22 protein-coding genes and 1 riboswitch are annotated in these 21937 nt (G+C 58.0%); of the genes, 18 read left to right on the top strand and 4 right to left on the bottom strand.

The annotated features are described in order from the left end of the window. The first annotated feature begins 96 nt into the window (after nucleotides 1–96). A complete protein-coding gene (locus DK510_RS21185) occupies nucleotides 97–918 on the top strand; it encodes an ABC transporter permease (RefSeq protein ID WP_109313783.1) in 822 nt (273 codons plus the stop codon). Here the strand turns inward: DK510_RS21185 and DK510_RS21180 are convergent. Next, the gene (locus DK510_RS21180) at nucleotides 915–1517 is read right to left on the bottom strand and encodes an alpha-ketoglutarate-dependent dioxygenase AlkB (RefSeq protein ID WP_109313782.1); all 603 of its coding nucleotides are present in this window, start codon (nucleotides 1515–1517) and stop codon (nucleotides 915–917) included. The genes DK510_RS21185 and DK510_RS21180 overlap by 4 nt on opposite strands. A 212-nt stretch (nucleotides 1518–1729) precedes the next feature. Between DK510_RS21180 and dnaK the strand changes: the two genes are divergently transcribed. From dnaK to radC, 13 genes are all read left to right on the top strand, one after another. Further along, entirely contained in the window at nucleotides 1730–3640 is a 1911-nt protein-coding gene (dnaK, locus tag DK510_RS21175) for a molecular chaperone DnaK (RefSeq protein ID WP_058275103.1), read from the top strand. A 74-nt stretch (nucleotides 3641–3714) separates the two neighbouring features. Continuing rightward, nucleotides 3715–4869 carry a molecular chaperone DnaJ gene (dnaJ, locus tag DK510_RS21170; protein ID WP_109313781.1) on the top strand — a complete coding sequence of 385 codons (1155 nt, stop codon included), beginning with the start codon at nucleotides 3715–3717 and terminating at the stop codon, nucleotides 4867–4869. A 129-nt stretch (nucleotides 4870–4998) separates the two neighbouring features. Further along, a riboswitch (TPP riboswitch) is annotated at nucleotides 4999–5104 on the top strand. A 45-nt stretch (nucleotides 5105–5149) separates the two neighbouring features. Then, nucleotides 5150–5953: a bifunctional hydroxymethylpyrimidine kinase/phosphomethylpyrimidine kinase gene (gene thiD / locus DK510_RS21165; RefSeq protein ID WP_109313780.1), complete on the top strand. Its 804-nt coding sequence runs from the start codon at nucleotides 5150–5152 to the stop codon at nucleotides 5951–5953. Then, nucleotides 5950–6927, top strand: coding sequence for an FAD-dependent oxidoreductase (locus tag DK510_RS21160; protein WP_109313871.1), 978 nt, complete (start codon nucleotides 5950–5952; stop codon nucleotides 6925–6927). Before thiD ends, DK510_RS21160 begins: the two co-directional genes overlap by 4 nt. Further along, entirely contained in the window at nucleotides 6911–7105 is a 195-nt protein-coding gene (thiS, locus tag DK510_RS21155; protein ID WP_109313779.1) for a sulfur carrier protein ThiS, read from the top strand. The genes DK510_RS21160 and thiS overlap by 17 nt, the downstream gene beginning before the upstream one ends. Before the next feature lie 3 nt (nucleotides 7106–7108). Beyond that, complete coding sequence (locus DK510_RS21150; RefSeq protein ID WP_109313778.1) at nucleotides 7109–7873, top strand: thiazole synthase; 765 nt, start codon at nucleotides 7109–7111, stop codon at nucleotides 7871–7873. Beyond that, nucleotides 7870–8466, top strand: a complete 597-nt coding sequence (locus DK510_RS21145) for a thiamine phosphate synthase (protein WP_109313777.1) — start codon at nucleotides 7870–7872, stop codon at nucleotides 8464–8466. Before DK510_RS21150 ends, DK510_RS21145 begins: the two co-directional genes overlap by 4 nt. Then, nucleotides 8463–9425 carry a HesA/MoeB/ThiF family protein gene (locus DK510_RS21140; RefSeq protein WP_109313776.1) on the top strand — a complete coding sequence of 321 codons (963 nt, stop codon included), beginning with the start codon at nucleotides 8463–8465 and terminating at the stop codon, nucleotides 9423–9425. Before DK510_RS21145 ends, DK510_RS21140 begins: the two co-directional genes overlap by 4 nt. A gap of 20 nt (nucleotides 9426–9445) precedes the next feature. Then, nucleotides 9446–10381 carry an ABC transporter substrate-binding protein gene (locus tag DK510_RS21135; protein WP_109313870.1) on the top strand — a complete coding sequence of 312 codons (936 nt, stop codon included), beginning with the start codon at nucleotides 9446–9448 and terminating at the stop codon, nucleotides 10379–10381. Continuing rightward, entirely contained in the window at nucleotides 10378–11052 is a 675-nt protein-coding gene (gene tenA, locus DK510_RS21130; protein ID WP_109313775.1) for a thiaminase II, read from the top strand. The genes DK510_RS21135 and tenA overlap by 4 nt, the downstream gene beginning before the upstream one ends. After that, nucleotides 11049–11777 carry an ABC transporter ATP-binding protein gene (locus tag DK510_RS21125; protein ID WP_109313774.1) on the top strand — a complete coding sequence of 243 codons (729 nt, stop codon included), beginning with the start codon at nucleotides 11049–11051 and terminating at the stop codon, nucleotides 11775–11777. Before tenA ends, DK510_RS21125 begins: the two co-directional genes overlap by 4 nt. Then, a complete protein-coding gene (locus tag DK510_RS21120) occupies nucleotides 11774–12508 on the top strand; it encodes an ABC transporter permease (RefSeq protein WP_109313773.1) in 735 nt (244 codons plus the stop codon). Before DK510_RS21125 ends, DK510_RS21120 begins: the two co-directional genes overlap by 4 nt. 35 nt (nucleotides 12509–12543) lie before the next feature. Next, the gene (radC, locus tag DK510_RS21115; protein WP_109313772.1) at nucleotides 12544–13299 is read left to right on the top strand and encodes a DNA repair protein RadC; all 756 of its coding nucleotides are present in this window, start codon (nucleotides 12544–12546) and stop codon (nucleotides 13297–13299) included. A gap of 3 nt (nucleotides 13300–13302) precedes the next feature. On the opposite strand, the gene DK510_RS21110 is transcribed toward radC, so the two are convergent. The 3 genes from DK510_RS21110 to secA all read right to left on the bottom strand — a co-directional run bounded on the left by DK510_RS21110 (nucleotide 13303) and on the right by secA (nucleotide 18628). Then, a complete protein-coding gene (locus tag DK510_RS21110) occupies nucleotides 13303–14859 on the bottom strand; it encodes a phosphate ABC transporter substrate-binding/OmpA family protein (protein WP_109313771.1) in 1557 nt (518 codons plus the stop codon). 24 nt (nucleotides 14860–14883) lie between these two features. Continuing rightward, a complete protein-coding gene (locus DK510_RS21105; RefSeq protein ID WP_109313770.1) occupies nucleotides 14884–15810 on the bottom strand; it encodes a hypothetical protein in 927 nt (308 codons plus the stop codon). Between the two features lie 100 nt (nucleotides 15811–15910). Next, nucleotides 15911–18628 (bottom strand): preprotein translocase subunit SecA, encoded by a 2718-nt coding sequence (gene secA, locus DK510_RS21100; RefSeq protein WP_109313869.1) that lies wholly within the window; start codon nucleotides 18626–18628, stop codon nucleotides 15911–15913. Between the two features lie 176 nt (nucleotides 18629–18804). Here secA and DK510_RS21095 point away from each other — a divergent pair, with 176 nt between their 5' ends. The 4 genes from DK510_RS21095 (at nucleotide 18805) to DK510_RS22890 (ending at nucleotide 21589) form a co-directional block, all read left to right on the top strand. After that, nucleotides 18805–19653, top strand: a complete 849-nt coding sequence (locus DK510_RS21095) for a peptidylprolyl isomerase (protein WP_109313769.1) — start codon at nucleotides 18805–18807, stop codon at nucleotides 19651–19653. A gap of 5 nt (nucleotides 19654–19658) precedes the next feature. Then, nucleotides 19659–20885, top strand: a complete 1227-nt coding sequence (argJ, locus tag DK510_RS21090) for a bifunctional glutamate N-acetyltransferase/amino-acid acetyltransferase ArgJ (protein ID WP_108860568.1) — start codon at nucleotides 19659–19661, stop codon at nucleotides 20883–20885. Then, nucleotides 20882–21280, top strand: coding sequence for an 8-oxo-dGTP diphosphatase MutT (gene mutT / locus DK510_RS21085; RefSeq protein ID WP_109313768.1), 399 nt, complete (start codon nucleotides 20882–20884; stop codon nucleotides 21278–21280). The genes argJ and mutT overlap by 4 nt, the downstream gene beginning before the upstream one ends. Before the next feature lie 114 nt (nucleotides 21281–21394). After that, nucleotides 21395–21589, top strand: coding sequence for a hypothetical protein (locus DK510_RS22890; RefSeq protein ID WP_160116590.1), 195 nt, complete (start codon nucleotides 21395–21397; stop codon nucleotides 21587–21589). The last annotated feature ends 348 nt before the right edge of the window (nucleotides 21590–21937 follow it).

Here is a 21937-nt window from a genome sequence, read left to right as displayed (position 1 = left end):
GATCGAAATCCCTGTGGGCCTTATGATGCGGCGGTTACGGAACGGCAAGAATTTCGTGGCAGTTTGCAGGCAGTTCAGCGGGAAAGAGTGTACTGAGTGTTTTATTTTAAGCGAAAACAGACGCTTTTGGGCAGCGCTTTCACGACCGCTGAGCTTATCTATCATGCGGTTGTGCACGGGATACGATCAAAACACGCGAATGCCGTGATCGCGATCATCATCAATATCGTGCAAATTCTCGCACTTGTGACCGTTTTTTATCTGATCTTGTCGATGTTGGGCACACGAGTGGCCAAGATCCGGGGTAACTTTATCCTGTTTCTCTTATCAGGTGTCTTTCTGTTCCTGACTCACATCAAAGCCGTCTCGACCGTCGCTGGCGTGGCTACAGGAAACAACCCGATGATGCTGCATTCTCCGATGAATATGATGGTCGCATTGTTGGCGACCGCCTTCGGATCGCTTTATACGCAATTGGTTTCGATCCTTGTGATCCTCTTCGCCTACAGCGTCATAATTGAGCCGCTGGAGATCCAAGAGCCCGGCGGCGCGTTCTATATGCTGATCCTGGCCTGGTTTACGGGATGTGCAGTGGGTGTTTTATTAATGGCGCTCAAGCCGTGGTTCCCCGGGACCTCTGAAATTCTCAAAAACTTGTACCGACGCATGAACATGATTTTTTCGGGTAAAATGGTTGTCGGGAATGCGCTGGGTGGCTTCTTGCTGAGTTTCTTTGCCTGGAACCCGTTGTTTCACATAATTGACCAATGCCGTGGCTTTGTCTTTCGTAACTACTATCCGCGTAACTCCAGTTGGGAATACGCGCTTTGGGTTGGGCTGGCCTTGCTGACAATTGGATTGCTGGGGATTTTTTACACCCGCCAGCATGTGTCGGCCAGTTGGGGCGCGCGCCGCTAACTCGCCACCCGTAGGGTCAGGTTGATCCGCCCGCCTTTGGGCAACAGCTTGGATGATCCGAAACGGATGCGGTCTACCCCGTGATAGGTCAGACGGGCGGGGCCGCCCATGACCACGACGTCGCCGGAGTTCAACCAGACCGACTCGGTCTTGCCGCCCCGGGTTTCGTTTCCGATGCGGAAAAGGGCATCGTCGCCCAGGGATATCGACAGGACAGGCCAGGAAAAATCGGCCTCGTCCTTGTCTTGATGCAGCCCCATGCGCGCACCTTCGCCGTAATAGTTGATCAGACAGCAATCCGGATCGCGTTGGGTGCTGGCAAGCTTGCGCCAGATGCCCAGTATCGTATCAGGAATGTCGGGCCACACCATTCCTTTAGGGTGCTGCGCCTGATATCGGTAGCCCCCCTTGTCAGTGACCCAACCAAACGCTCCGGCTGAGGTCATGCGCACCGACATTTCCTTGCCCGAGGGCGTAACCGGCCGGAACAGCGGCGCCGATTTCAGAATCGGGCGCAACGCCTCAATCAGTTGCGTTTGTGCCGCAACGTCCAGATAGGCTTTTCTGATGTCAAATCCGCGCAAGAGCAGCCGCGCCATTGAAGATTCCCCAATCCTTGCCAAAACCTTGTCAAAAAGGCCGCAGATTCCCGAAAACCTGCCTTTTACACCGCTTGCAGGCCTCTGATCTCGCCCTTATATACGCCGGGACGCGCGATGGTGTAGTGCTGTTGCGCAAACCAGATCGGGACCGGACGCCATAACGGGTCCGGACCTCGAGACATCGCCTTGAAGAGAAAGGGATTGAACATATGGGAAAAGTAATCGGTATTGACCTCGGCACCACCAACTCGTGTGTGGCCATCATGGACGGCTCTCAGCCAAAGGTCATTGAAAACGCAGAAGGGGCGCGGACCACGCCCTCGATCGTCGCCTTCACCGAAGATGAGCGTCTGGTCGGTCAGCCTGCAAAACGTCAGGCGGTCACCAACCCCGACAACACGATCTTTGGCGTCAAGCGTCTGATCGGTCGTCGTGTGGATGATGCAGAAGTCCAGAAGGACAAGAAAATGGTGCCGTACGCCATCGTGGATGGCGGCAACGGTGACGCGTGGGTGGAAGCCCGCGGTGAAAAATACTCCCCAAGCCAGATTTCGGCCTTCACTCTGGGCAAGATGAAGGAAACCGCCGAGAGCTATCTGGGTGAAGAAGTCACGCAGGCGGTCATCACCGTTCCCGCGTATTTCAATGACGCCCAGCGTCAGGCCACCAAAGATGCAGGCAAAATTGCCGGTCTGGAAGTGCTGCGGATCATCAACGAACCGACAGCGGCTGCGCTGGCCTATGGCTTGGACAAAGAAGAGACCCAAACCATCGCGGTTTATGACCTTGGCGGTGGTACGTTCGACGTGACCATTCTGGAAATCGACGACGGGCTGTTCGAGGTCAAATCGACCAATGGCGACACCTTCCTAGGTGGTGAAGACTTTGACATGCGCATCGTCAACTACCTGGCGGATGAATTCAAAAAGGAACACGGTGTCGATCTGTCCAGCGACAAGATGGCCCTGCAGCGTCTGAAAGAAGCCGCGGAAAAAGCCAAGATCGAACTGTCCTCGACCTCGCAGACCGAGATCAACCAGCCGTTCATCTCGATGGGCGCCAACGGTCAGCCGCTGCACATGGTCATGAAACTGACCCGTGCCAAGCTGGAATCGCTGGTCGGCGATCTGATCAAGAAGTCGATGAAACCCTGTCAGGCCGCATTGAAAGATGCCGGTCTGTCGGCAGGCGACATTGATGAGGTTGTTCTGGTCGGTGGTATGACCCGCATGCCGAAGGTGATCGAAGAGGTCACCAAATTCTTTGGCAAAGAACCGCACAAGGGTGTGAACCCGGACGAAGTTGTTGCCATGGGCGCCGCCATTCAGGCCGGTGTTCTGCAGGGCGACGTCAAAGACGTGGTTCTGTTGGACGTGACCCCGCTGAGCTTGGGTATCGAGACGCTTGGTGGCGTGTTCACTCGTCTTATCGACCGTAACACCACGATCCCGACGAAAAAATCTCAGGTATTCTCGACCGCCGAAGACAACCAGAACGCTGTGACCATCCGCTGTTTCCAGGGTGAGCGCGAAATGGCTGCGGATAACAAGATCCTCGGTCAGTTCAACCTTGAAGATATCCCGCCCGCACCGCGCGGCATGCCTCAGATCGAGGTGACTTTTGACATCGACGCCAACGGCATTGTCTCGGTTTCGGCCAAGGACAAAGGCACCGGCAAAGAGCAGAAGATCACCATCCAGGCATCGGGTGGTCTGTCGGACGAAGATATCGACAAGATGGTTAAGGACGCCGAAGAGAACGCCGAGGCGGACAAGGAACGCCGCGAGCTGATCGAGGCAAAGAACCAGGCGGAAAGCCTCATCCACTCGACCGAGAAGTCGATGGAAGAGCATGCCGACAAGGTCGACCCGACCACCATCGAAGCCATCGAGCTGGCGATTGTCGCGCTGAAGGACGAGCTGGAAACCGAGAATGCCGACAAGATCAAGTCAGGCATTCAGAACGTGACCGAAGCCGCCATGAAGCTGGGCGAAGCCATCTACAAGGCGCAGTCTGAAGAGACCGAGGATGAGCCTGCGGCGGCGGATGCTGCTCCGGCTGGTGAAGACGATATCGTCGATGCCGAATTCGAAGATCTTGACGACGAAAAACGTAAGTAACGGGAAACCGGGCCAATTCGGGCCGGTCCGGTCACCGGGCCGGCCCGATTACGTTGCGGCAGAAGGAAATACTGATGTCAAAACGCGACTACTATGATGTGCTCGGCGTGTCCAAGGGCGCATCAGCGGACGAGATCAAGAAGGGCTTTCGCACGAAAGCCAAGGAATTGCATCCCGACCGTAATAAGGACAACCCGGATTCTGAGGCTCAGTTCAAAGAAGCGAACGAAGCTTACGACGTCTTGCGCGATGCCGAAAAAAAGGCCGCGTATGACCGTTTTGGTCATGCCGCGTTTGAAAACGGTATGGGCGGCGGTGGCCGTCCAGGTGGCGGATTTGGCGGACAGGGCGATTTCTCCAGCGCCTTCTCGGACGTGTTCGACGACCTGTTCGGCGATTTCATGGGTGGCCAGCGCGGTGCTACCGGGGGTGGTCCACGGGCCGCGCGCGGGTCAGACCTGCGTTACAACCTGCGCGTAAGCTTGGAAGAAGCATTCTCTGGTCTGCAAAAGACGATCAACGTGCCTGCCGCCGTGGCCTGTTCAGCTTGTGATGGTTCAGGTGCGGAAGGCGGGGTTGAGCCCACAACCTGCCCGACCTGTTCCGGCATGGGTAAAGTGCGGGCGCAACAGGGCTTTTTCACAGTCGAACGGTCGTGCCCGACCTGTTCGGGTCTGGGTCAAATTATCAAGAACCCCTGTAAGTCCTGCGGCGGCGCCGGGCGCGTCGAAAAAGAACGCGCGCTGTCGGTCAACATTCCGGCCGGTGTGGAAACCGGCACACGCATCCGTCTTGCGGGCGAAGGTGAGGCCGGGATGCGCGGTGGCCCTCCGGGTGATCTATACATATTTGTCGAGGTGTCGGACCACAAGCTGTTCGAGCGCGACAGCGTAAACCTGTATTGTCGCGTTCCGGTCAGCATGGCCAAGGCAGCGCTGGGCGGTTCGATCGAAGTGCCCACCATCGACGGTGGCCGTGGTCGCGTGCAAATTCCGGCTGGCAGCCAGTCAGGACGTCAGATGCGCTTGCGCAGCAAAGGCATGCCCGCCCTTCGCGGCGGTGGCGTTGGCGATATGTTCATCGAACTGGCCGTCGAAACCCCGGTCAATCTGACCGGCCGTCAAAAAGAGCTTCTGCGTGAGTTTGACGATCTGGGCGAAGACAACCACCCGGAATCAAAAAGCTTTTTCTCGTCCGTCAAGTCATTTTGGGACGGTATGAAGGGCTGAACCTGAACACCTGAACATCAAACAGAAGCCGGTCCGTTGAGGCCGGCTTTTGCATTTCATAAGTCCAGTTTGACCGTAATCTGTACCAAAATTGGCCCTTGATTCCCCCGCCATCCCCTGAGAGTGTCGCCCCAACCGTTGGGGTGCCCTGCTTGGGGGCTGAGAGGCGTGAACGCGCTAACCCATCGAACCTGATCCGGGCAATACCGGCGTAGGGAACGGTCTTATAGTGCTTAGACGTTTTCCATGCCCGTTGCCCATTTTGAACCGGAGCAACGACATGGCACCCATTGCCTTAACAATCGCAGGATCTGACAGCGGCGGAGGGGCCGGAATTCAGGCAGACCTCAAGGCCATGTCTGCGCTTGGCGTTTACGGGGCCAGCGTGATTACCGCAGTGACGGCGCAGAATACTCGCGCAGTTACGGCGGTGCATGGCATCCCTGTGGACGTCATTGCAGCGCAGATCGAGGCTGTTCTGACCGACCTGGATGTTGGCGCGATCAAGATTGGAATGCTGGCGACCCCTCAAATCATCCAATGTGTCGCAGATAGTATCGCCGAATTTGATGGGCCGGTAGTTTTGGATCCGGTCATGATTGCGAAATCCGGCGATGCGTTGTTGGCAGAAGAGGCGGTGCAAACCCTGCGCGACGTATTGTTGCCACGCGCGACCGTGTTAACGCCAAACCTGCCCGAAGCAGCCTGTCTGCTGGGCTCTGAGTCTACGGACAGCCGCGAACAGATGATCGCGCAAGGGCAAGACCTGTGTGCACATGGCGCTGGCGCGGTTCTGATGAAGGGCGGTCATGGCAAGGGTGACATCTGCCATGACATATTGATCTCACATTCGGGCGTGATTGCTCAGTTTCAAGCGCCGCGCCGACAGACCCGCAACACCCACGGAACCGGCTGCACCCTGTCCTCATCCATAGCGGCGGGGTTGGCCAAGAGTCTTTCGCTGACCGAGGCCGTGGTGCAAGCACATGACTATCTGCAGGGCGCTATCGCTCAGGCCGATGCTTTGAACATCGGGCAAGGTCACGGGCCTGTTCATCACTTCCATCAGGTTTGGCCCGCGTGACCGTCTGGTCGATCATAGGGGCAGGTGTGGCCGGGTTGGCCGTTGCGTCCGAACTTGTCGCGCGCGGGGCCAAGGTTCAGGTGTTTGATCCCGGCGGTGCACCGGGGCCGCATGGGTGCTCTTGGTGGGCGGGCGGAATGTTGGCACCGTGGTGCGAGTATGAAAACGCGGAGGAACCTGTCCTGCGCCTGGGGCAATTGGCAATCGACTGGTGGGCCAAGCGAACTCAGGTCCACAGGCGCGGCACACTGGTTGTTGCTAACCCACGGGACCTGCCGGATTTACGTTGTTTCGCCCGACGAACGGAGGGATTTTCTGAAGTTGATGACAGAGAAATAACCTTATTAGAGCCTGATCTCCACGATTTCAGAAAGGGTCTCTACTTTGATGCGGAAGCCCAATTGGATCCGCGTCAGGCCTTACTGGATCTGTCACACCAGCTTCAGGATCACGGTGTTGAATTCCACCATGTGCGTGCGCCGACGGGGTTGAACAACGCCATTGATTGCCGAGGTCTGCACGCGCGCGAATACCTGCAGGACTTGCGCGGCGTGAAGGGTGAGATGCTGGTGATCCGGTGCCCAGATGTGACACTGACCCGGCCTATACGCCTGCTTCATCCACGCATGCCGCTGTATATCGTTCCACGCGGCGACGGCGTCTACATGCTGGGCGCAACAATGATCGAATCCGAGGACAGCAGCCGAATTACCGCACGCTCGATGCTTGAGTTGCTGAGCGCAGCCTACGCCCTGAACCCGGCCTTTGGTGAGGCTGAAGTGTTGGAAATCGGTGTCGATCTGCGCCCTGCTTTCCCCGACAACCTGCCGCGTATTCGGCGACTGGGACCGACAATCTACGCCAACGGCCTCTACCGCCACGGCTACCTGCTGGCCCCTGCACTGGCAAAGGGCGTGGCTGACCTGGCGTTGGACAACAAACATTCGGAGATGGTTGATGAAGATCGTACTTAATGGCGAGATGCGCGAGGTGCAGGCCGGAACTCTTGCCGACCTATTACAGGAATGTGGGTTTTCGGGCCGGGTGGCGACGGCTGTGAACGAGGGTTTTGTGCCCACAAGCCTGCGCAAAGCTCGCAATATCAAGGATGGCGATCGGATCGAAGTCGTCGCCCCGATGCAGGGGGGCTGAACGATGAAGACGTTCTATGGCACACCTCTGTCGAACCCGTTGATGCTGGGCACCGCGCAATATCCAAGCCCCGCAATCTTGGAACAGGCATTTCGGGACAGCGGGGCCGGGGTGGCCACCGTATCTTTGCGACGCGAAGCGGGCGCAGGACAAACCTTCTGGCAGATGGTCCGCGATCTGAGCGTTCTTGTCCTGCCCAACACAGCAGGTTGCCATACGGTGAAAGAGGCTGTGACCACCGCTCATATGGCGCGAGAGGTGTTTGACACCAAATGGATCAAGCTGGAACTGATCGGGCATACCGACAGCCTGCAGCCCGACGTGTTCCAACTGGTCGAGGCCGCGCGCATTCTGAGCGAAGACGGGTTCGAGGTGTTTCCGTACACCACGGACGACCTGATCGTGGGTGAGCGCCTTTTGGCGGCGGGGTGTGAAGTTCTGATGCCTTGGGGGGCCCCGATTGGTTCGGGCCGCGGTCTGAACAACGAATACGCCCTGCGCGCAATGCGCGCTGAGTTTCCCGAAATACCACTGGTGATTGACGCTGGTATCGGCCTGCCCAGCCACGCCGCACATGCGATGGAGCTTGGGTATGATGCCGTTCTGCTGAACACCGCGGTGGCACGGGCCGGCGATCCCGCCGCAATGGCCAAGGCGATGAAGCTGGCCATCGAGGCCGGGCGATTGGCCTATCAGGCCGACCCGATCGAAGCGCGCGATATGGCCGAACCCTCGACCCCTGTTATTGGAAAGGCGTTTTTGTCATGAACCTCGACCGGTTTTATCCAATCTTCGACCATTCCGACTGGCTGCGCGGGATGCTGCCCTTGGGCGTGAAACTGGTGCAGTTGCGGATCAAGGACCAAGCGGATGCGGTCGTACGTGAACAGATCGCGGTTTCGCGGGATCTGTGCCGTGCGCATGGGGCTGTTCTGGTGGTGAATGACCATTGGCAGGTTGCCATCGAGGCGGGCTGCGACTGGATTCATTTGGGACAAGAGGATCTGGATGACGCAGATCTGAAGGCGATCCGACGCGCAGGGCTGAAACTGGGTGTCTCGACCCATGACGATGACGAGCTTGAGCGTGTTCTGGCCATGAGCCCCGACTATGTTGCGCTTGGGCCGGTCTACCCAACGATCCTGAAAAAGATGAAATGGAAACAACAGGGCCTGCCGCGTGTCACTGAATGGAAAGCGCGCGTGGGGGAAGTCCCTTTGGTCGGTATTGGCGGGATGAGTGTGGAGCGCGCGCCGGGTGTGTTGCAGGCCGGGGCGGACATTGTCTCAGTCGTGACAGACATCACCTTGAATGCAGACCCAGAAGCCCGCGTACGTGCGTGGATCGAGGTCACCACATGAGCCGCTACGCCCGTCAGATGATCCTGCCGGAGGTCGGCGCGCGTGGACAGGCCCGCCTATCCGGCGCGCGGGTTCTTGTGGTGGGGGCCGGGGGGCTGGCAGCACCGGTTTTGCCTCTGCTGGCTGGTGCAGGGGTCGGACATTTGACCATCATGGATTCCGATGAAGTGGCCCTGTCGAACCTCCATCGCCAGACCTTGTTTGCTGAAGGGGACTGTGGCCGCCCCAAAGCCGAAGTCGCGGCTGAGCGGTGTCAGGACATAAACTCTGAAATTACGATCTCCACGAATAATCAGGCTCTAACTAACCTAAATTCGCAACGTTTTGCCTCACAAGCCGACGTTATCCTCGATTGCGCGGACAGTTATGCGGCAAGCTATACGCTGTCGGATTCGTGTCACGCGCTGGGCAAGCCGTTGATAAGCGCCTCGGTCTTGGGGTTGTCCGGCTATGTCGGCGGTTTCTGCGGTGGCGCCCCATCTTTGCGGGCGGTTTTTCCAGACGCGCCAGGCAGCGGTGCAAGCTGTGCCACTGCTGGTGTGTTGGGTCCGGTCGTCGGAATGATTGGCGCAATGCAGGCGCAAATGGCGCTGAGCGCTATTCTTGGGCTGGACCCTTCGCCATTGGGACAGATGGTTCAGTTCGATGCTCGCACGATGCGAAACAGCACGTTCCGCTTTGACGACGCGCCCGAGCCCAACCATCACTTCCCGTTTGTATCGGTCTGCCAATTGACCACCGATGATCTGATCATCGAGTTGCGCAGCTCGGATGAGGCCCCTGAACCCATTCATCCCAAAGCGCTCCGCGGGTCTTCTGAATTGGTAAAACCAGAGCCTAACAAGAACAAAAGGCTGGCACTGTGCTGCGCCACTGGTCTGCGTGCGTGGCGTACTGCCGAAAAATTGCAACCGGATTGGCCGGGCGAGATCGTTCTCGTCGCGGCCTCAACCTCGTGAACGAAAAGGATACGCGAGATATGAAAAAGCTGATGACAGCAATTGCCCTGCTGGCCGCCGCGCCGGCCTGGGCCGAAGACAAGATGACCGTTCTTCTGGACTGGTTCGTTAACCCCGACCACGGGCCCATCATCGTGGCGCAAGAGAACGGATACTTTGCCGACGAGGGGCTGGAAATTGAGATTGTGCCACCCGCGGATCCATCGGCCCCTCCGCGTCTGGTTGCCGCCGGGCAAGCTGATCTGGCGGTGTCCTACCAGCCGCAACTTCACCTGCAAATCCATGAGGGCCTGCCGCTGAAGCGCGTCGGCACCTTGGTCGCGACGCCGTTGAACTGCCTGCTGGTGCTACAGGACGGTCCGATCAAAACGCTCGCCGACCTCAAGGGCAAAAAAATCGGCTTCTCGGTCGCGGGCGTTGAAGAGGCCGTTCTGGGCGCCATGCTGAACGCCCATGATGTCGCGCTGGATGATATTGAGATGGTCAACGTCAATTTCTCGCTGTCGCCCTCGCTGATGACGGGACAGGTGGATGCGGTGATCGGTGCCTTCCGGAACTTTGAGCTGAACCAGATGGACATCGAAGGCGTCGCGGGCCGTTGTTTCTACATCGAGGAAGAAGGGGTACCGTCTTATGATGAGCTGATCTATGTCGCCAATCCCGACACGATGGATGCCGACAAGGTCGCCCGTTTCCTGGCTGCGACCGAAAAGGCGACCCAGTTCATCGTTAACAACCCGGAAAAAAGCTGGGATATCTTTGCCGCCACCTCACCCGAACTGCAGGATGAACTGAACGCGCGCGCTTGGGTGGATACACTGCCCCGCTTCGCGCTGCGCCCGGCGGGCTTTGATGCAGGTCGCTATGCCCGTTTCGAGACGTTCCTGAAAGACAGCGGCATGATCGACAGCATCAATCCGGTCAGCGACATCTCAGTAGATGTGACCGTGCAATGAGCGACTATGGCAAAGCATTTGCGCTTATGCGCGATGCCGCGCAGGGGCCATGGCGGGATTACACCCGTCATGCCTTTGTCGAAGGGATGAAGAACGGAACTCTGCCGCGTGCGGCGTTTCTGCATTACTTGCGGCAAGATTATGTGTTCCTGATTCATTTCTCGCGCGCCTGGGCGCTGGCAGTCGTGAAATCGGAAACACATGCGGAAATGTTGGCAGCCTCGCGCACCGTGAATGGGCTGATCAGCGAAGAGATGAAGCTGCATATCGGGATCTGCGAAGCTGAAGGCATCCCGCAGGACCAGCTGTTTGCCACGCCGGAACGTGCCGAGAACCTCGCCTATACGCGGTTCGTGCTTGAGGCCGGTTTCAGCGGCGATTTGCTGGACCTGCTGGCGGCGCTTGCGCCTTGTGTGATGGGCTATGGTGAGATTGGCACAAGACTGGCGACCGAGGCGACGTCTGACACCTATCGCGATTGGATCGCCACCTATGCCAGCGATGACTACCAAGATGCCTGCGTGGCGGTTGGGGAATTGTTGGATATGGCTCTAACGAGGCGTATTGGCGAGAATTTCGAAGCATCCCCGCGTTGGACTCGTCTGTGCCACACCTTCCGTACCGCGACCGAGTTAGAGGTCAATTTCTGGCAAATGGGCCTGACCCCATGACCCCAGCCCCCGATCTGACCGTCCGTGGTTCGGCTGCGATTGGCGACGCGTTGTTGTTCGCGCCGTTGACCCTGACGCTTGCAGCAGGGCGGTGGACGTGTCTGCTGGGTGGATCGGGGGTCGGCAAAACCACCATTCTGCGCCTGATTGCTGGCTTGGACACTGGCGCAGAGTTCACTGGACAGATCCGCGCCAGTGACGGGCAATCTGTGCGGGAGCGGGTAGCCTACATGGCGCAGGACGATCTGCTGCTGCCTTGGGCGACTGTGGCGCAGAACGTCCTGCTGGGTGCGCGGTTGCGTGGAGAAAAGCCAGATTTGCGCCGCTGTGATCAGCTGATCGAACGGATGCGCCTGCAGGATCATATGGCAAAGAAGCCCGGCGAACTCTCTGGTGGGCAACGTCAACGCGTGGCCTTGGCCCGCACGTTGATGGAAGATCGGTCCATCGTTCTACTGGACGAGCCGTTCTCGGCCCTCGACGCCCGCACCCGCGCGGATATGCAGGACCTTGCGGCCGAAGCGTTACAGGGCCGAACTGTTCTGCTGGTCACCCATGATCCGGGCGAGGCTGCGCGGTTGGGTCAATCCATCGTGGTCATGACGCAGAACGGCATAACGCCCTGCCAGCCCCCACATGCACCGGCCCCGCGCAAGGTGGACGATCTGGAAACGCTGGAAACGCAAGGCGCGCTACTGCGGCTGTTGCGGGAGGAGGCGGCATGAAACTGCTGTCGGGCCTTGCCGCCACTCTGTTCGCGTTGGCAATCTGGCAGGCAATCGTCTCGGCAACCGGCCTTCCGAAATTCATCCTTCCGGGCCCCGCTTTGGTGGCTGAGACCTGGTGGCAAAACCGCTGGATCATTGCTGAACACACATGGGTCACGGCCGTTGAGGTCATAATCGGCCTGGCCTGCGGGACGGTATTGGGGGTCGTTACCGCGCTGCAACTGGCGAATTCCCGCGCCGCGCGGGTGCTGGTGCAGCCGATGCTGGTGTTCACGCAGGCGTTGCCGGTCTTCGCGCTGGCGCCGTTGCTGACGCTTTGGCTGGGCTATGGTCTGTGGTCCAAGGTCGCGATGGCAGTGCTGATCATCTATTTCCCGATCACCTCTTCCTTTTTTGACGGGTTGATGCGCACGCCGCCCGGATATCTTGATCTGGCGCGGACCATGCAGGCCAGCCGGCGCGCCGTTTTGTGGCACATTCGTATCCCCGCAGCTTTGCCCTCATTGGCTTCGGGCATGCGGCTGGCGGCCGTCTATGCCCCGATCGGAGCGGTGATCGGCGAATGGGTCGGGTCGTCGCAAGGATTGGGGTACCTAATGCTGCTAGCCAATGGGCGGGCCAAAACCGGTTTGATGTTTGCGGCGATGCTGACTCTGGGGGTGTTTTCGATCCTGTTGCACATGGTTGTCCGACGGGCAACTGAAGGCATTGCGGGTGAGATGCGTTAACCATTCAGAAACCGATTCTGCGGCACGGTGGTCCCATGACTCAGGACGCCTTTGCCGAAGCCCCGATGCTGTTTGAAACCGACGAAGCCCCGGTGCAACCGCTGCCGTCTGGTCGCTTGCCGTCGTATATCAAAGATCACCGCAAACGTTTGCGCGAACGGTTCATGTCTGGTGGTTCGGCGGCAATGCCGGATTACGAATTGCTGGAACTTGTCCTTTTTCGCTCGATCCCCCGGCAGGATGTCAAACCCTTGGCCCGAGCGCTGATGGATACGTTCGGCGATTTTAATCGCGTTTTGACTGCGCCCGAGGAGCGGCTGCGGAAAATCAAAGGCGTCGGTGATACGGTGATCACCGACCTGAAAATCCTTGAGGCTTGTGCGCATCGGATGACGCGTGCGCGGGTAATGCAACGGCACGTCATATCAGGCTGGGACGCGTTGCTGGATTATTGCCATACGACGATGGCCCATCGTGAGACCGAGCAGTTTCGCGTGTTCTATCTAGACCGAAAAAACGTTCTAATCGCGGATGAAGAACAGGCCAAAGGCACTGTCGACCACGTTCCCGTCTATCCGCGAGAGGTCGCCAAACGCGCGCTGGAGCTGAATGCCTCGGCGCTAATCTTGGTACACAATCACCCATCGGGCGATCCGACACCTTCGCAATCGGATATCGATATGACCAACCGAATTCAGGATGCCTGCGTCGCGCTGGGCCTGACGCTGCATGACCATCTGATTATTGGCAAATCGAATGAGTTGAGCTTTCGGTCCGAGGGCTATTTGTAAGGGTTACTGAACCCAGACCTCGACCCTACGATTGACTTTGCGACCCCAGTCCGTGTCATCACAGGCCATAGGCATCGCCTCGCCAAATGCGTCCACGGCGATCTCGACGCTATCCGGAATGGCTGTTTCTACCGCCGATAGCACCGCGTTGTGCACGGTTTTTGCCCGCAGCAATGCGATTCTGGCATTGGATGAGGCCGCGCCGTCACCATCACTGAAACCGACAAAGGTCAGTTTGCGCGCGTCGATGGCTCCGGTTTCAAGGGCATGGGCCAATTGCCGGATGTTTGAGCGTGACTGCGCATCGGGTCTTGAGGAACCTGCCTCGAACCGGAACGACAGCGACAGGCGCGATTGCGGGCGCAGCGTGTCGATCATGCGCTGCAACTCTTCCAACCCGACCTCGGCACCACCTGAAACCACTGCGTTGGCCAGACGATCCCCTTGCAACCCGATCCGCATGGTTTCGGGTTCTTGATCCACAAATCCGGCATCGCGGATCGCCATCTGTGCCTCGGCGCTTTGCGAATAGGCCAGGAATTGCCGTGCGATGCGGGGCAGGCGGATTTCCGGCAGATACAGGAACATCGGCGATGTCAGCGGATAGTCTTCGGTCTTGATGGATTGCCGCGTGGCGGTCAGCGCGTGACCGCAACCGCCGGTCAAAGGCAGGCCCCGGGCAGGCCCGACCTCGGCATGGCTGGCGATACCGATGGCAAAAGGGTCATCAGCAACAGCGCGAACCAGATCGCTGCTACGGGTGTGACGGACGATTCCCTCGGCCAGCGTGGATTGAGCGGGGGCCAGCAACCGATCCTCAACCCCTTGCGCCAAACCTGATCGGGCGTCTGGTAAGTGCAGGGAAACGGGCGCATCGGGTCCTCCTAATTCAGACCAGTTTTGGATCTCGCCGGAAAACACGCTCATCAGTTCTGCGGGCGAAATTTGCCGCGCCGGGTTTTCCCGGGCCACAATTGGGACCAGCGCGTCCAGCGCGATGACCCGGGAACGCCTTGCATCTGCCAGATCACCCAGACCAGCGGTCTGCGCAGCCTCCTGTTCCGATGGGCGAATTTCACGCAGTGCCATGACGATATCGGTCTCATCGGCGATCAGATCCGCAAAGCCGCTACCTGTGTTGTTGGGGGCGAAATAGAACCGTCCCAAAGGAGCATCGCGCCCGGTCTGGTGAAGCTCATAGGTGAATGCGCCCGAATCCAAACGCTGCGGCGTCGCCGACATCCCCTCTTGCTGGGCGAAACCAACGATCAGGGCCGGCAGTACCTTTTCCGCCATGACGGAGGAACCAGAGAACCGAACCTCGGCCACGAAATCCGTAAGGTTGGGGCAGGCGGGTCCTTCGCAGGTAACACCCGACCCATCCACTGTCAGCTCACCGAACTGCGTATCCACGCGATAGAACTCGCCATCAAAGCTCAGAAGGTTGCCTGTGACCTCGACCTTGCCGTCTTGCGAGGTCAGCGTGATATCCTGTGCGTGCACATATGACGCCAGAGTCACCGAAATCAGTGTGGCCACTGCCACACGAAAAAATGTCATAAGAAAGTCGAGCCTGCCTGCGGTTTAATTTGCCGCGATTGTCAGGTCTTGGAGCAGATTATTCAACACCAGAAAATCACCGGCCCGCGTGCAATCCGGCATGGGCAGCGTCAAATCGCGCGACCGCAGGCGGCGATCGCCACGCAGCTCGAGTGATTGAACTGCCAAATCCCGGCCGCAATTTGCCTCGGTCACTTCGGCCTCCACCGTCAGTTCGATCGAACCGGTCTGGCTGGTTTCGCCTGCAGGGAAGGAATAAATTTCGATATTCTGCGCGTCGCCGAACGCCTGTTGGCCCAGATGCACGACCTTACCCGCACCTTTCGCGTCAGGGTTCGACGATACATGTCCGGCGGTTCCATAGCTGGCCCCAAATTCCAGCGCATGGATCTGCAGGTCTGTCTCACCCTGCCATTGCAGTGCGATGCGGTTGTAGTTGGCCAGGTCGGGGATGTGAGTGGTGGCTACGGTCCCGGTCTGATCATCTACCGAGATCAGAAAGATCGCATATTCCGACAGGGCCGGGATCGTCAGATCCAAAGCGCCGTTTTTGTCCGTTCGTTGGGTAACTGTTAGTCCGCTGTGATGGATTTCGATCCGTTCATTGCCGTGGCAGGGGGCTTTGACGGTCAGGCGCGCCGCAGCGCCGGGGACGGATTTTGCGCGGGCACTGAGAGTGCAGCTTTTCTGATCAGAGGGGGTCGATCGGGCGGGTTGCAGGGCTCGCCGCGATGCCTTGATGTCGGTGGTTGCATCAGCGGCCGGAAGCGAGGAGGTCAGAACAATTCCTTCCAGCCCGGCAATCACCGAGGACTGATTGGCGGCAGCCACAGTTACAGGAGCCTGCGCGCCATCCGATTGCGCTGGCGATCCATTTTGCATCAGGTAACCAATGGCTAAAGCACAAGCGACGGTGCCGCCAGTGGTCACGTAATTCTTTATTACAAACAAAACACCCTCCCCAGTTGAAGGAGCGAGTCGCATCCTGAAGTTGAATCACGGCCAATATGTGGCCGTGAAACGGACTCAATGTGTTTTGATCAAGGTGACGTCAGGTCAGTCGGCCGTGGCAATGTTTGAATTTCTTGCCCGATCCACACGGGCAGAGATCGTTGCGCGACGGGTTCCCCCAAGTCGAGGGATCGTCTTCGACAAAGCCGGGGCGTGCATCGCCTGAAGCCTGAGCTTCGGCCAGTGCTTCGGCCTTATCGGTAGCTTGATCCACCGCCTGTTGTGCCTGTGCTTGCTGTGCCTGCATCTGTGCCAGCATCTCGCGCTGTTCCTCTTCGGTCAGCGGACGGACGCGCGACAATTGCTGAGTCACGGTTTCGCGTAGACCGTCGAGCATGGACTCAAACAACTGGAAGCTCTCGTTCTTGTATTCATTCAGCGGGTCGCGCTGGGCGTAACCGCGGAATCCAACGACCGAGCGCAGATGTTCCAGCGTCAGCAAGTGCTCACGCCATTTACTGTCGATCGTCTGCAGCAGAACCTGCTTTTCGATGTTGCGCATATTTTCAGGACCAAAGGCCGCTGCCTTTTGCGCCATCATCTCATCGGCAGCATTAACCAGACGCTCGCGCACCTGTTCATCATCGACGCCTTCCTCGGCGGCCCAGTCCTGTACGGGCGCATCGATGGTCAGCTTTTCCTTGATCGCCTCGTGCAGACCGTCGGTGTCCCACTGATCGGCATAGGTTTTTGGCGGCATGTGTTCGTCGATCAGATCGTCGATCACCTGTTCGCGCATGTCCGAGACGATCTCGGACAAGTCATCGGTAGACATGATCTCGCGCCGCTGGCTGAACACCACTTTACGCTGGTCGTTCATCACGTCGTCGAATTTCAGAACGTTTTTGCGCATGTCAAAGTTGCGACCTTCGACCTTGGACTGTGCGCGTTCCAGCGACTTGTTCACCCAAGGATGAACAATAGCCTCGCCTTCTTTCATGCCCAGCGTGGTCAGAACCTTGTCCAGCCGCTCTGATCCGAAGATGCGCATCAGGTCGTCTTCGAGGCTTAGGTAGAACACTGTGCGGCCCGGGTCACCCTGACGGCCCGAACGACCGCGCAGCTGGTTGTCGATCCGACGGCTTTCGTGACGTTCGGATGCCATGACATATAGACCACCGGCCGCCAGAACCTTTTCCTTTTCTTCGGCGTGGCGGGCCTCTTCCTTGGCTCGCAGCTCGGCAGGATCGGCCTCGGGGTTTTCGGCCAGCGCCTGCAGCACATTCATCTCGACATTGCCGCCCAGCTGAATGTCGGTGCCGCGGCCAGCCATGTTGGTGGCAATGGTCACCGCACCATACCGGCCGGCATCGGCCACGATCTGTGCCTCTTGCTCGTGCTGGCGGGCGTTCAGAACGTTATGTTCGATGCCTTCCTTTTGCAGCAGCTGGCTTAGCAGTTCGGATTTCTCGATCGAGGTTGTGCCCAAAAGAACCGGCTGGCCCTTTTCCTGCGCTTCTTTGGTCTCATTGATCATCGCGCCGTATTTCTCATCGGCAGTGCGATAAACCTGATCGTCTTCGTCAAGACGGGCAATCGGCCTGTTGGTCGGAACCTCGACCACGCCCAGACCGTAGATTTCGGCGAATTCTTCGGCCTCGGTCAGCGCGGTGCCGGTCATGCCGCCCAGCTTGTCATACAGGCGGAAGTAGTTCTGGAAGGTCACACTGGCCAGTGTCACGTTTTCAGGCTGAATCTGCACGCCTTCCTTGGCTTCGATGGCTTGATGCAGGCCTTCGGACAGGCGGCGACCTGGCATCATCCGGCCAGTGAATTCGTCGATCAGAATGACGTTGCCGTCACGGACGATATAGTCTTTGTCACGTGTAAACAGCTTGTGTGCGCGCAGACCCTGGTTGACGTGGTGAACGACTGTGGTGCTTTCCGGATCATACAAAGTATGGCCTTCCGGGATCAGACCGTTGGCGTTCAGCTGTTGTTCCAGGAATTCGTTTCCCTCATCCGTAAAGGTCACGTTCCGGGACTTTTCGTCCAACGAGAAATGGTCATCCTGCAGCGACGGGATCAGGGCGTCGATGGCGGTATACAGGTCCGAGCGGTCCTCGGACGGGCCCGAGATGATCAGCGGCGTCCGCGCCTCGTCGATCAGGATCGAGTCGACCTCGTCCACAATCGCGAAATTGTGGTATTTTTGGTAAATCTGATCCAGTTCCGCTTTCATATTATCGCGCAGATAATCAAAGCCCAACTCGTTGTTGGTGGCATAGGTGACGTCACAGGCGTAGGCGGCTTTTTTCTCGGCGTCCGGCTGACCAGACCAAATCACACCGGTGGTCATGCCAAGGGCACCAAACACCTTGCCCATCCATTCGGCGTCACGCTTGGCCAGGTACTCGTTTACCGTGACCACGTGCACGCCCTTGCCGGTCAGTGCGTTCAGATAGGCGGGGAAAGTGGCAACCAACGTCTTGCCCTCACCCGTTTTCATCTCCGAGATATTGCCCTGATGCAGGAACGCGCCGCCCATCAGCTGTACGTCAAAGGCGCGCAGACCCAGCGCGCGTCTGGCACCTTCGCGAACGTTGGCAAAGGCTTCGGGCAGCAGGTCGTCCAGCGCCTCACCATCAAGTGCGCGTTTACGCAGTTCGGCGGTCTTTTCGATCAGGCCCTCATCGGACAGTTTTTCGAACTCAGGTTCCAGCGCATTGATCTTTTCGACCAGCGGGCGGGTCGCCTTGATCTTGCGGTCGTTCGGTGTTCCGAACACCTTTTTGGCGAGCGTTCCGAGTCCCAGCATGTTCACTCCAGCGGATCTGTTCTTGTCTTGGTTGCGACAGGCTTGCCCACCTTGCTTGCAACCCATAGATACGGGGGATGAAAGGCGGCCCTGTCCAAGGCTTCAAAGCGATGTAAGCGGCAGGTCCCAGAGTGTCAACGCCACGCCCCGTCGCGGCAAAGAAATAGGATGATTCCATGCCCAAAGGCCTCACTTTTCTGCCATCGCTGGCTCTTGCTGCCGTGATGGCGATGCCGGTTGCTGCCGAAACCAAGCCGGACGCGGATACGGTTGTCGCCAATGTGAACGGGGATGAAATCACACTGGGTCACGTTATCGCATCTGTCGCGGCGCTGCCGCCGAATTACTCCGAGGTCGAAGATGATGTTCTGTACGAATTCGTCATCGAGCAATTGATCCAGCAGCAATTGCTGGCGCAGCAGCAGGACGATCTGAACCGGCTGAACCAGTTGGGACTGGAAAACGAAGGCCGGTCCATGCGGGCGGTGCAGACAGTAAATGCGTTGCTGGGCGATGTTGTGACCGAAGAGTCAATTCAGGCAGCCTATGACGCGGAATTCGGCAACTTCGAAGGCGAAGATGAGTTCGACGCCAGCCATATTCTTGTAGCCACCGAAGAAGAAGCCAAGGAAATCAAAACCCTGCTGGATGACGGCGGCGATTTTGCCGAGACGGCCAAGGAAAAGTCGACCGGCCCATCGGGTCCGAATGGCGGGTCATTGGGATGGTTTGGCAAGGGCCAGATGGTTCCGGAATTCGAAAACGCCGTTGTTTCGTTGGAAAAGGGTCAGATCTCGGATCCGGTGCAAACACAGTTCGGCTGGCACCTGATCATTCTCAACGACACGCGAAAATCCGAAGCGCCGGGGCTTGATGCCGTCCGTGAACAGCTGGCCCAGTCTCTTCAGCAGGACGCGATTCAAGCCAAGATTGACGAGCTGACGCAGCAGTCGCAGATCGAACGTCCCGCTTTGGACGGTGTTGGCCCCGAGGTCATCCGTCAGATCGATCTGATTCAGGAGTAACCCCAGTGGCCGCGATCACCAAGGTTTCGCCGCTCGCGCCAGCGGGTTTTCCCGATCTGCCTGCCATTGACGGTGTGCGTTTTGCCACCGTCGAGGCTGGCGTGCGTTATCAGGGCCGCACCGACGTAATGTTGGCGGTTCTGGATCCAGGCACATCTGTGGCCGGGGTGTTCACTCGATCGGCCACCCGCGCTGCCCCCGTGCTGGACTGTCAGGACAAGATCGGCGGGTCCAGCGATGGGCCAGCGGCGATTTTGGTGAATTCGGGCAATGCCAATGCCTTTACAGGTCATTATGGTCAAACCTCGGTGGCTGAGGTCACGCAAGCAGTGTCCAAAGCGACCGGCGTTGCAGTGGAACGCGTCTTCACCTCTTCCACCGGCGTGATTGGTGAGCCGCTGCCCCACGACCGCATCGTGGCACAGCTTGAGGCGTTGAAGGCGGGCCTCAGCCGACACGCGATCGAGGACGCAGCGCGGGCGATCATGACCACGGATACCTTTCCAAAAGGGTCCAGCGTAAAGGTCGAGATTGACGGAAGAACAGTCTCTATCGCAGGGATTGCCAAGGGGTCAGGCATGATCGCGCCGGATATGGCGACGATGCTTGTCTACATCTTTACCGATGCACAGGTCGAACAGTCCGCCCTGCAGGCGATGCTGAGCGCCCAAACCGACCGGACATTCAACTGTATTACCGTGGACAGCGACACCTCGACCTCGGACAGCCTGTTGCTCTGTGCAACTGGAGCTTCGGGCGTAGATGCCACCGGCAACCCGGCGTTTGTCGAGGCGCTGGAAAGCGTGATGCTGGATCTGGCGCAACAGGTGGTGCGCGACGGTGAAGGTGCTACGAAATTTGTGGAAATTCGTGTAACCGGTGCCGCGTCGGATACGGACGCCAAGGTGCATGGTCTGGCCATCGCCAACTCACCGCTGGTGAAAACGGCCATTGCTGGTGAAGACCCGAACTGGGGCCGGATCGTCATGGCTATCGGTAAATCCGGTGCCGCCGCTGACCGCGACCTGCTGAGTATTTCCTTCGGTGACATTCTGGTTGCCGAAAAGGGCTGGGTCAGCCCGGATTACCGTGAGGATGACGCCGCCGCCTATATGAAAGGTCAAGACCTTGTGATTGCGGTCGATCTTGGGTTGGGCGAAGGCAAATCCACCGTTTGGACCTGCGATCTGACCCACGGCTATATCGAGATCAACGCGGATTATCGCTCGTGAAGACCTTACTGGTGTCCGCTGTCGCCCTGATCGACATTGAGGGCCGGGTGCTTCTGGCCCAACGACCCGAGGGCAAATCTATGGCCGGTCTCTGGGAATTCCCCGGTGGCAAGATCGAACCCGGCGAAACCCCCGAGGCCGCCCTGATCCGCGAATTGCATGAGGAACTGGGTATAGACACCTGGGCCTCATGCCTCGCCCCGCTGACCTTTACCAGCCACAGCTATGACGATTTTCACCTGCTGATGCCGCTGTTTGCCTGCCGCAAATGGGAAGGCATACCTCAGTCCAAAGAGGGTCAGGCGCTGAAGTGGGTGCGCGCGAATGACCTGCGCAATTATCCAATGCCGGCTGCAGATGTGCCGTTGATCCCGATTTTGCGGGATTGGTTGTAGTGGTTTCTATTCAGATGTTGCTTCAGGTAAATGAAAGATAACTTGTTGCGTCACTCTTTTTTCATCTCAGGGTTGTGTGACAGCAAGAGCATAAACATAGAGGTATGAGATTCAATGAAGTGGTTATCAATTGCTGGCTCAGTAGCAATCCTAGGGATAGCCGCGGCGGCGCAAGCTCGTGACGATTGCCCCGATGCCAACTACAATTTAAGGGGTGAATGGTTTAATCCAATCAATTCGGATGAACCTGCGAATGAATTCCAACTTGTGTTCGAAACACTCGATGATGGCGCATATGGCTGTTACTAAGTTCGGCAAATGTACTTTGACGATGCTAAGCCCGGTGAGGTTTATCTTGCATTTTTAGCTGGCCAAACTGAAGAGAGCCTTTCCGTTGTAATTGCTGCGCCTGATGGCAGGATTACGACGCCCGATGGCCGCCCTAGTGTTAGCCGGGATTCGTTTATTTATTCTTTTGGAATATCAAAAACGGGTCTCACAAAAACCACCTTCGAACACGCCACCTTCAACCTTAGCGTGCGAGGCAGACCGCGCTCCTACGCCCAGATCGAATAGCTTGTTACAATTCGTAAGAATTGAGAAAACATCAGGAAAAAGTTGACGCTGATCTTTCCTGCGTCCCTTATCGGGGCGTTG

The organism is Ruegeria sp. AU67 (genome assembly GCF_900312795.1).
GTDB classification, from domain to species: Bacteria; Pseudomonadota; Alphaproteobacteria; order Rhodobacterales; family Rhodobacteraceae; genus Ruegeria; species Ruegeria atlantica.
The sequence above is the reverse complement of the archived record's forward strand: the minus strand, read 5'-3'. Positions and strand labels throughout refer to the sequence as shown.

Excerpts from the sequence above, each read along its gene's own strand:
- thiD (WP_109313780.1), top strand. The coding sequence starts at position 5,150 with ATGGCACCCATTGCCTTAACAATCGCAGGATCTGACAGCGGCGGAGGG.
- secA (WP_109313869.1), bottom strand. The coding sequence starts at position 18,628 with ATGCTGGGACTCGGAACGCTCGCCAAAAAGGTGTTCGGAACACCGAAC.
- DK510_RS21110 (WP_109313771.1), bottom strand. The coding sequence starts at position 14,859 with ATGACATTTTTTCGTGTGGCAGTGGCCACACTGATTTCGGTGACTCTG.
- DK510_RS21150 (WP_109313778.1), top strand. The coding sequence starts at position 7,109 with ATGAAGACGTTCTATGGCACACCTCTGTCGAACCCGTTGATGCTGGGC.
- DK510_RS21135 (WP_109313870.1), top strand. The coding sequence starts at position 9,446 with ATGAAAAAGCTGATGACAGCAATTGCCCTGCTGGCCGCCGCGCCGGCC.
- DK510_RS21125 (WP_109313774.1), top strand. The coding sequence starts at position 11,049 with ATGACCCCAGCCCCCGATCTGACCGTCCGTGGTTCGGCTGCGATTGGC.
- dnaJ (WP_109313781.1), top strand. The coding sequence starts at position 3,715 with ATGTCAAAACGCGACTACTATGATGTGCTCGGCGTGTCCAAGGGCGCA.
- DK510_RS21120 (WP_109313773.1), top strand. The coding sequence starts at position 11,774 with ATGAAACTGCTGTCGGGCCTTGCCGCCACTCTGTTCGCGTTGGCAATC.
- DK510_RS21180 (WP_109313782.1), bottom strand. The coding sequence starts at position 1,517 with ATGGCGCGGCTGCTCTTGCGCGGATTTGACATCAGAAAAGCCTATCTG.
- tenA (WP_109313775.1), top strand. The coding sequence starts at position 10,378 with ATGAGCGACTATGGCAAAGCATTTGCGCTTATGCGCGATGCCGCGCAG.
- DK510_RS22890 (WP_160116590.1), top strand. The coding sequence starts at position 21,395 with ATGAAGTGGTTATCAATTGCTGGCTCAGTAGCAATCCTAGGGATAGCC.
- radC (WP_109313772.1), top strand. The coding sequence starts at position 12,544 with ATGACTCAGGACGCCTTTGCCGAAGCCCCGATGCTGTTTGAAACCGAC.
- dnaK (WP_058275103.1), top strand. The coding sequence starts at position 1,730 with ATGGGAAAAGTAATCGGTATTGACCTCGGCACCACCAACTCGTGTGTG.
- DK510_RS21095 (WP_109313769.1), top strand. The coding sequence starts at position 18,805 with ATGCCCAAAGGCCTCACTTTTCTGCCATCGCTGGCTCTTGCTGCCGTG.
- thiS (WP_109313779.1), top strand. The coding sequence starts at position 6,911 with ATGAAGATCGTACTTAATGGCGAGATGCGCGAGGTGCAGGCCGGAACT.
- DK510_RS21145 (WP_109313777.1), top strand. The coding sequence starts at position 7,870 with ATGAACCTCGACCGGTTTTATCCAATCTTCGACCATTCCGACTGGCTG.
- DK510_RS21140 (WP_109313776.1), top strand. The coding sequence starts at position 8,463 with ATGAGCCGCTACGCCCGTCAGATGATCCTGCCGGAGGTCGGCGCGCGT.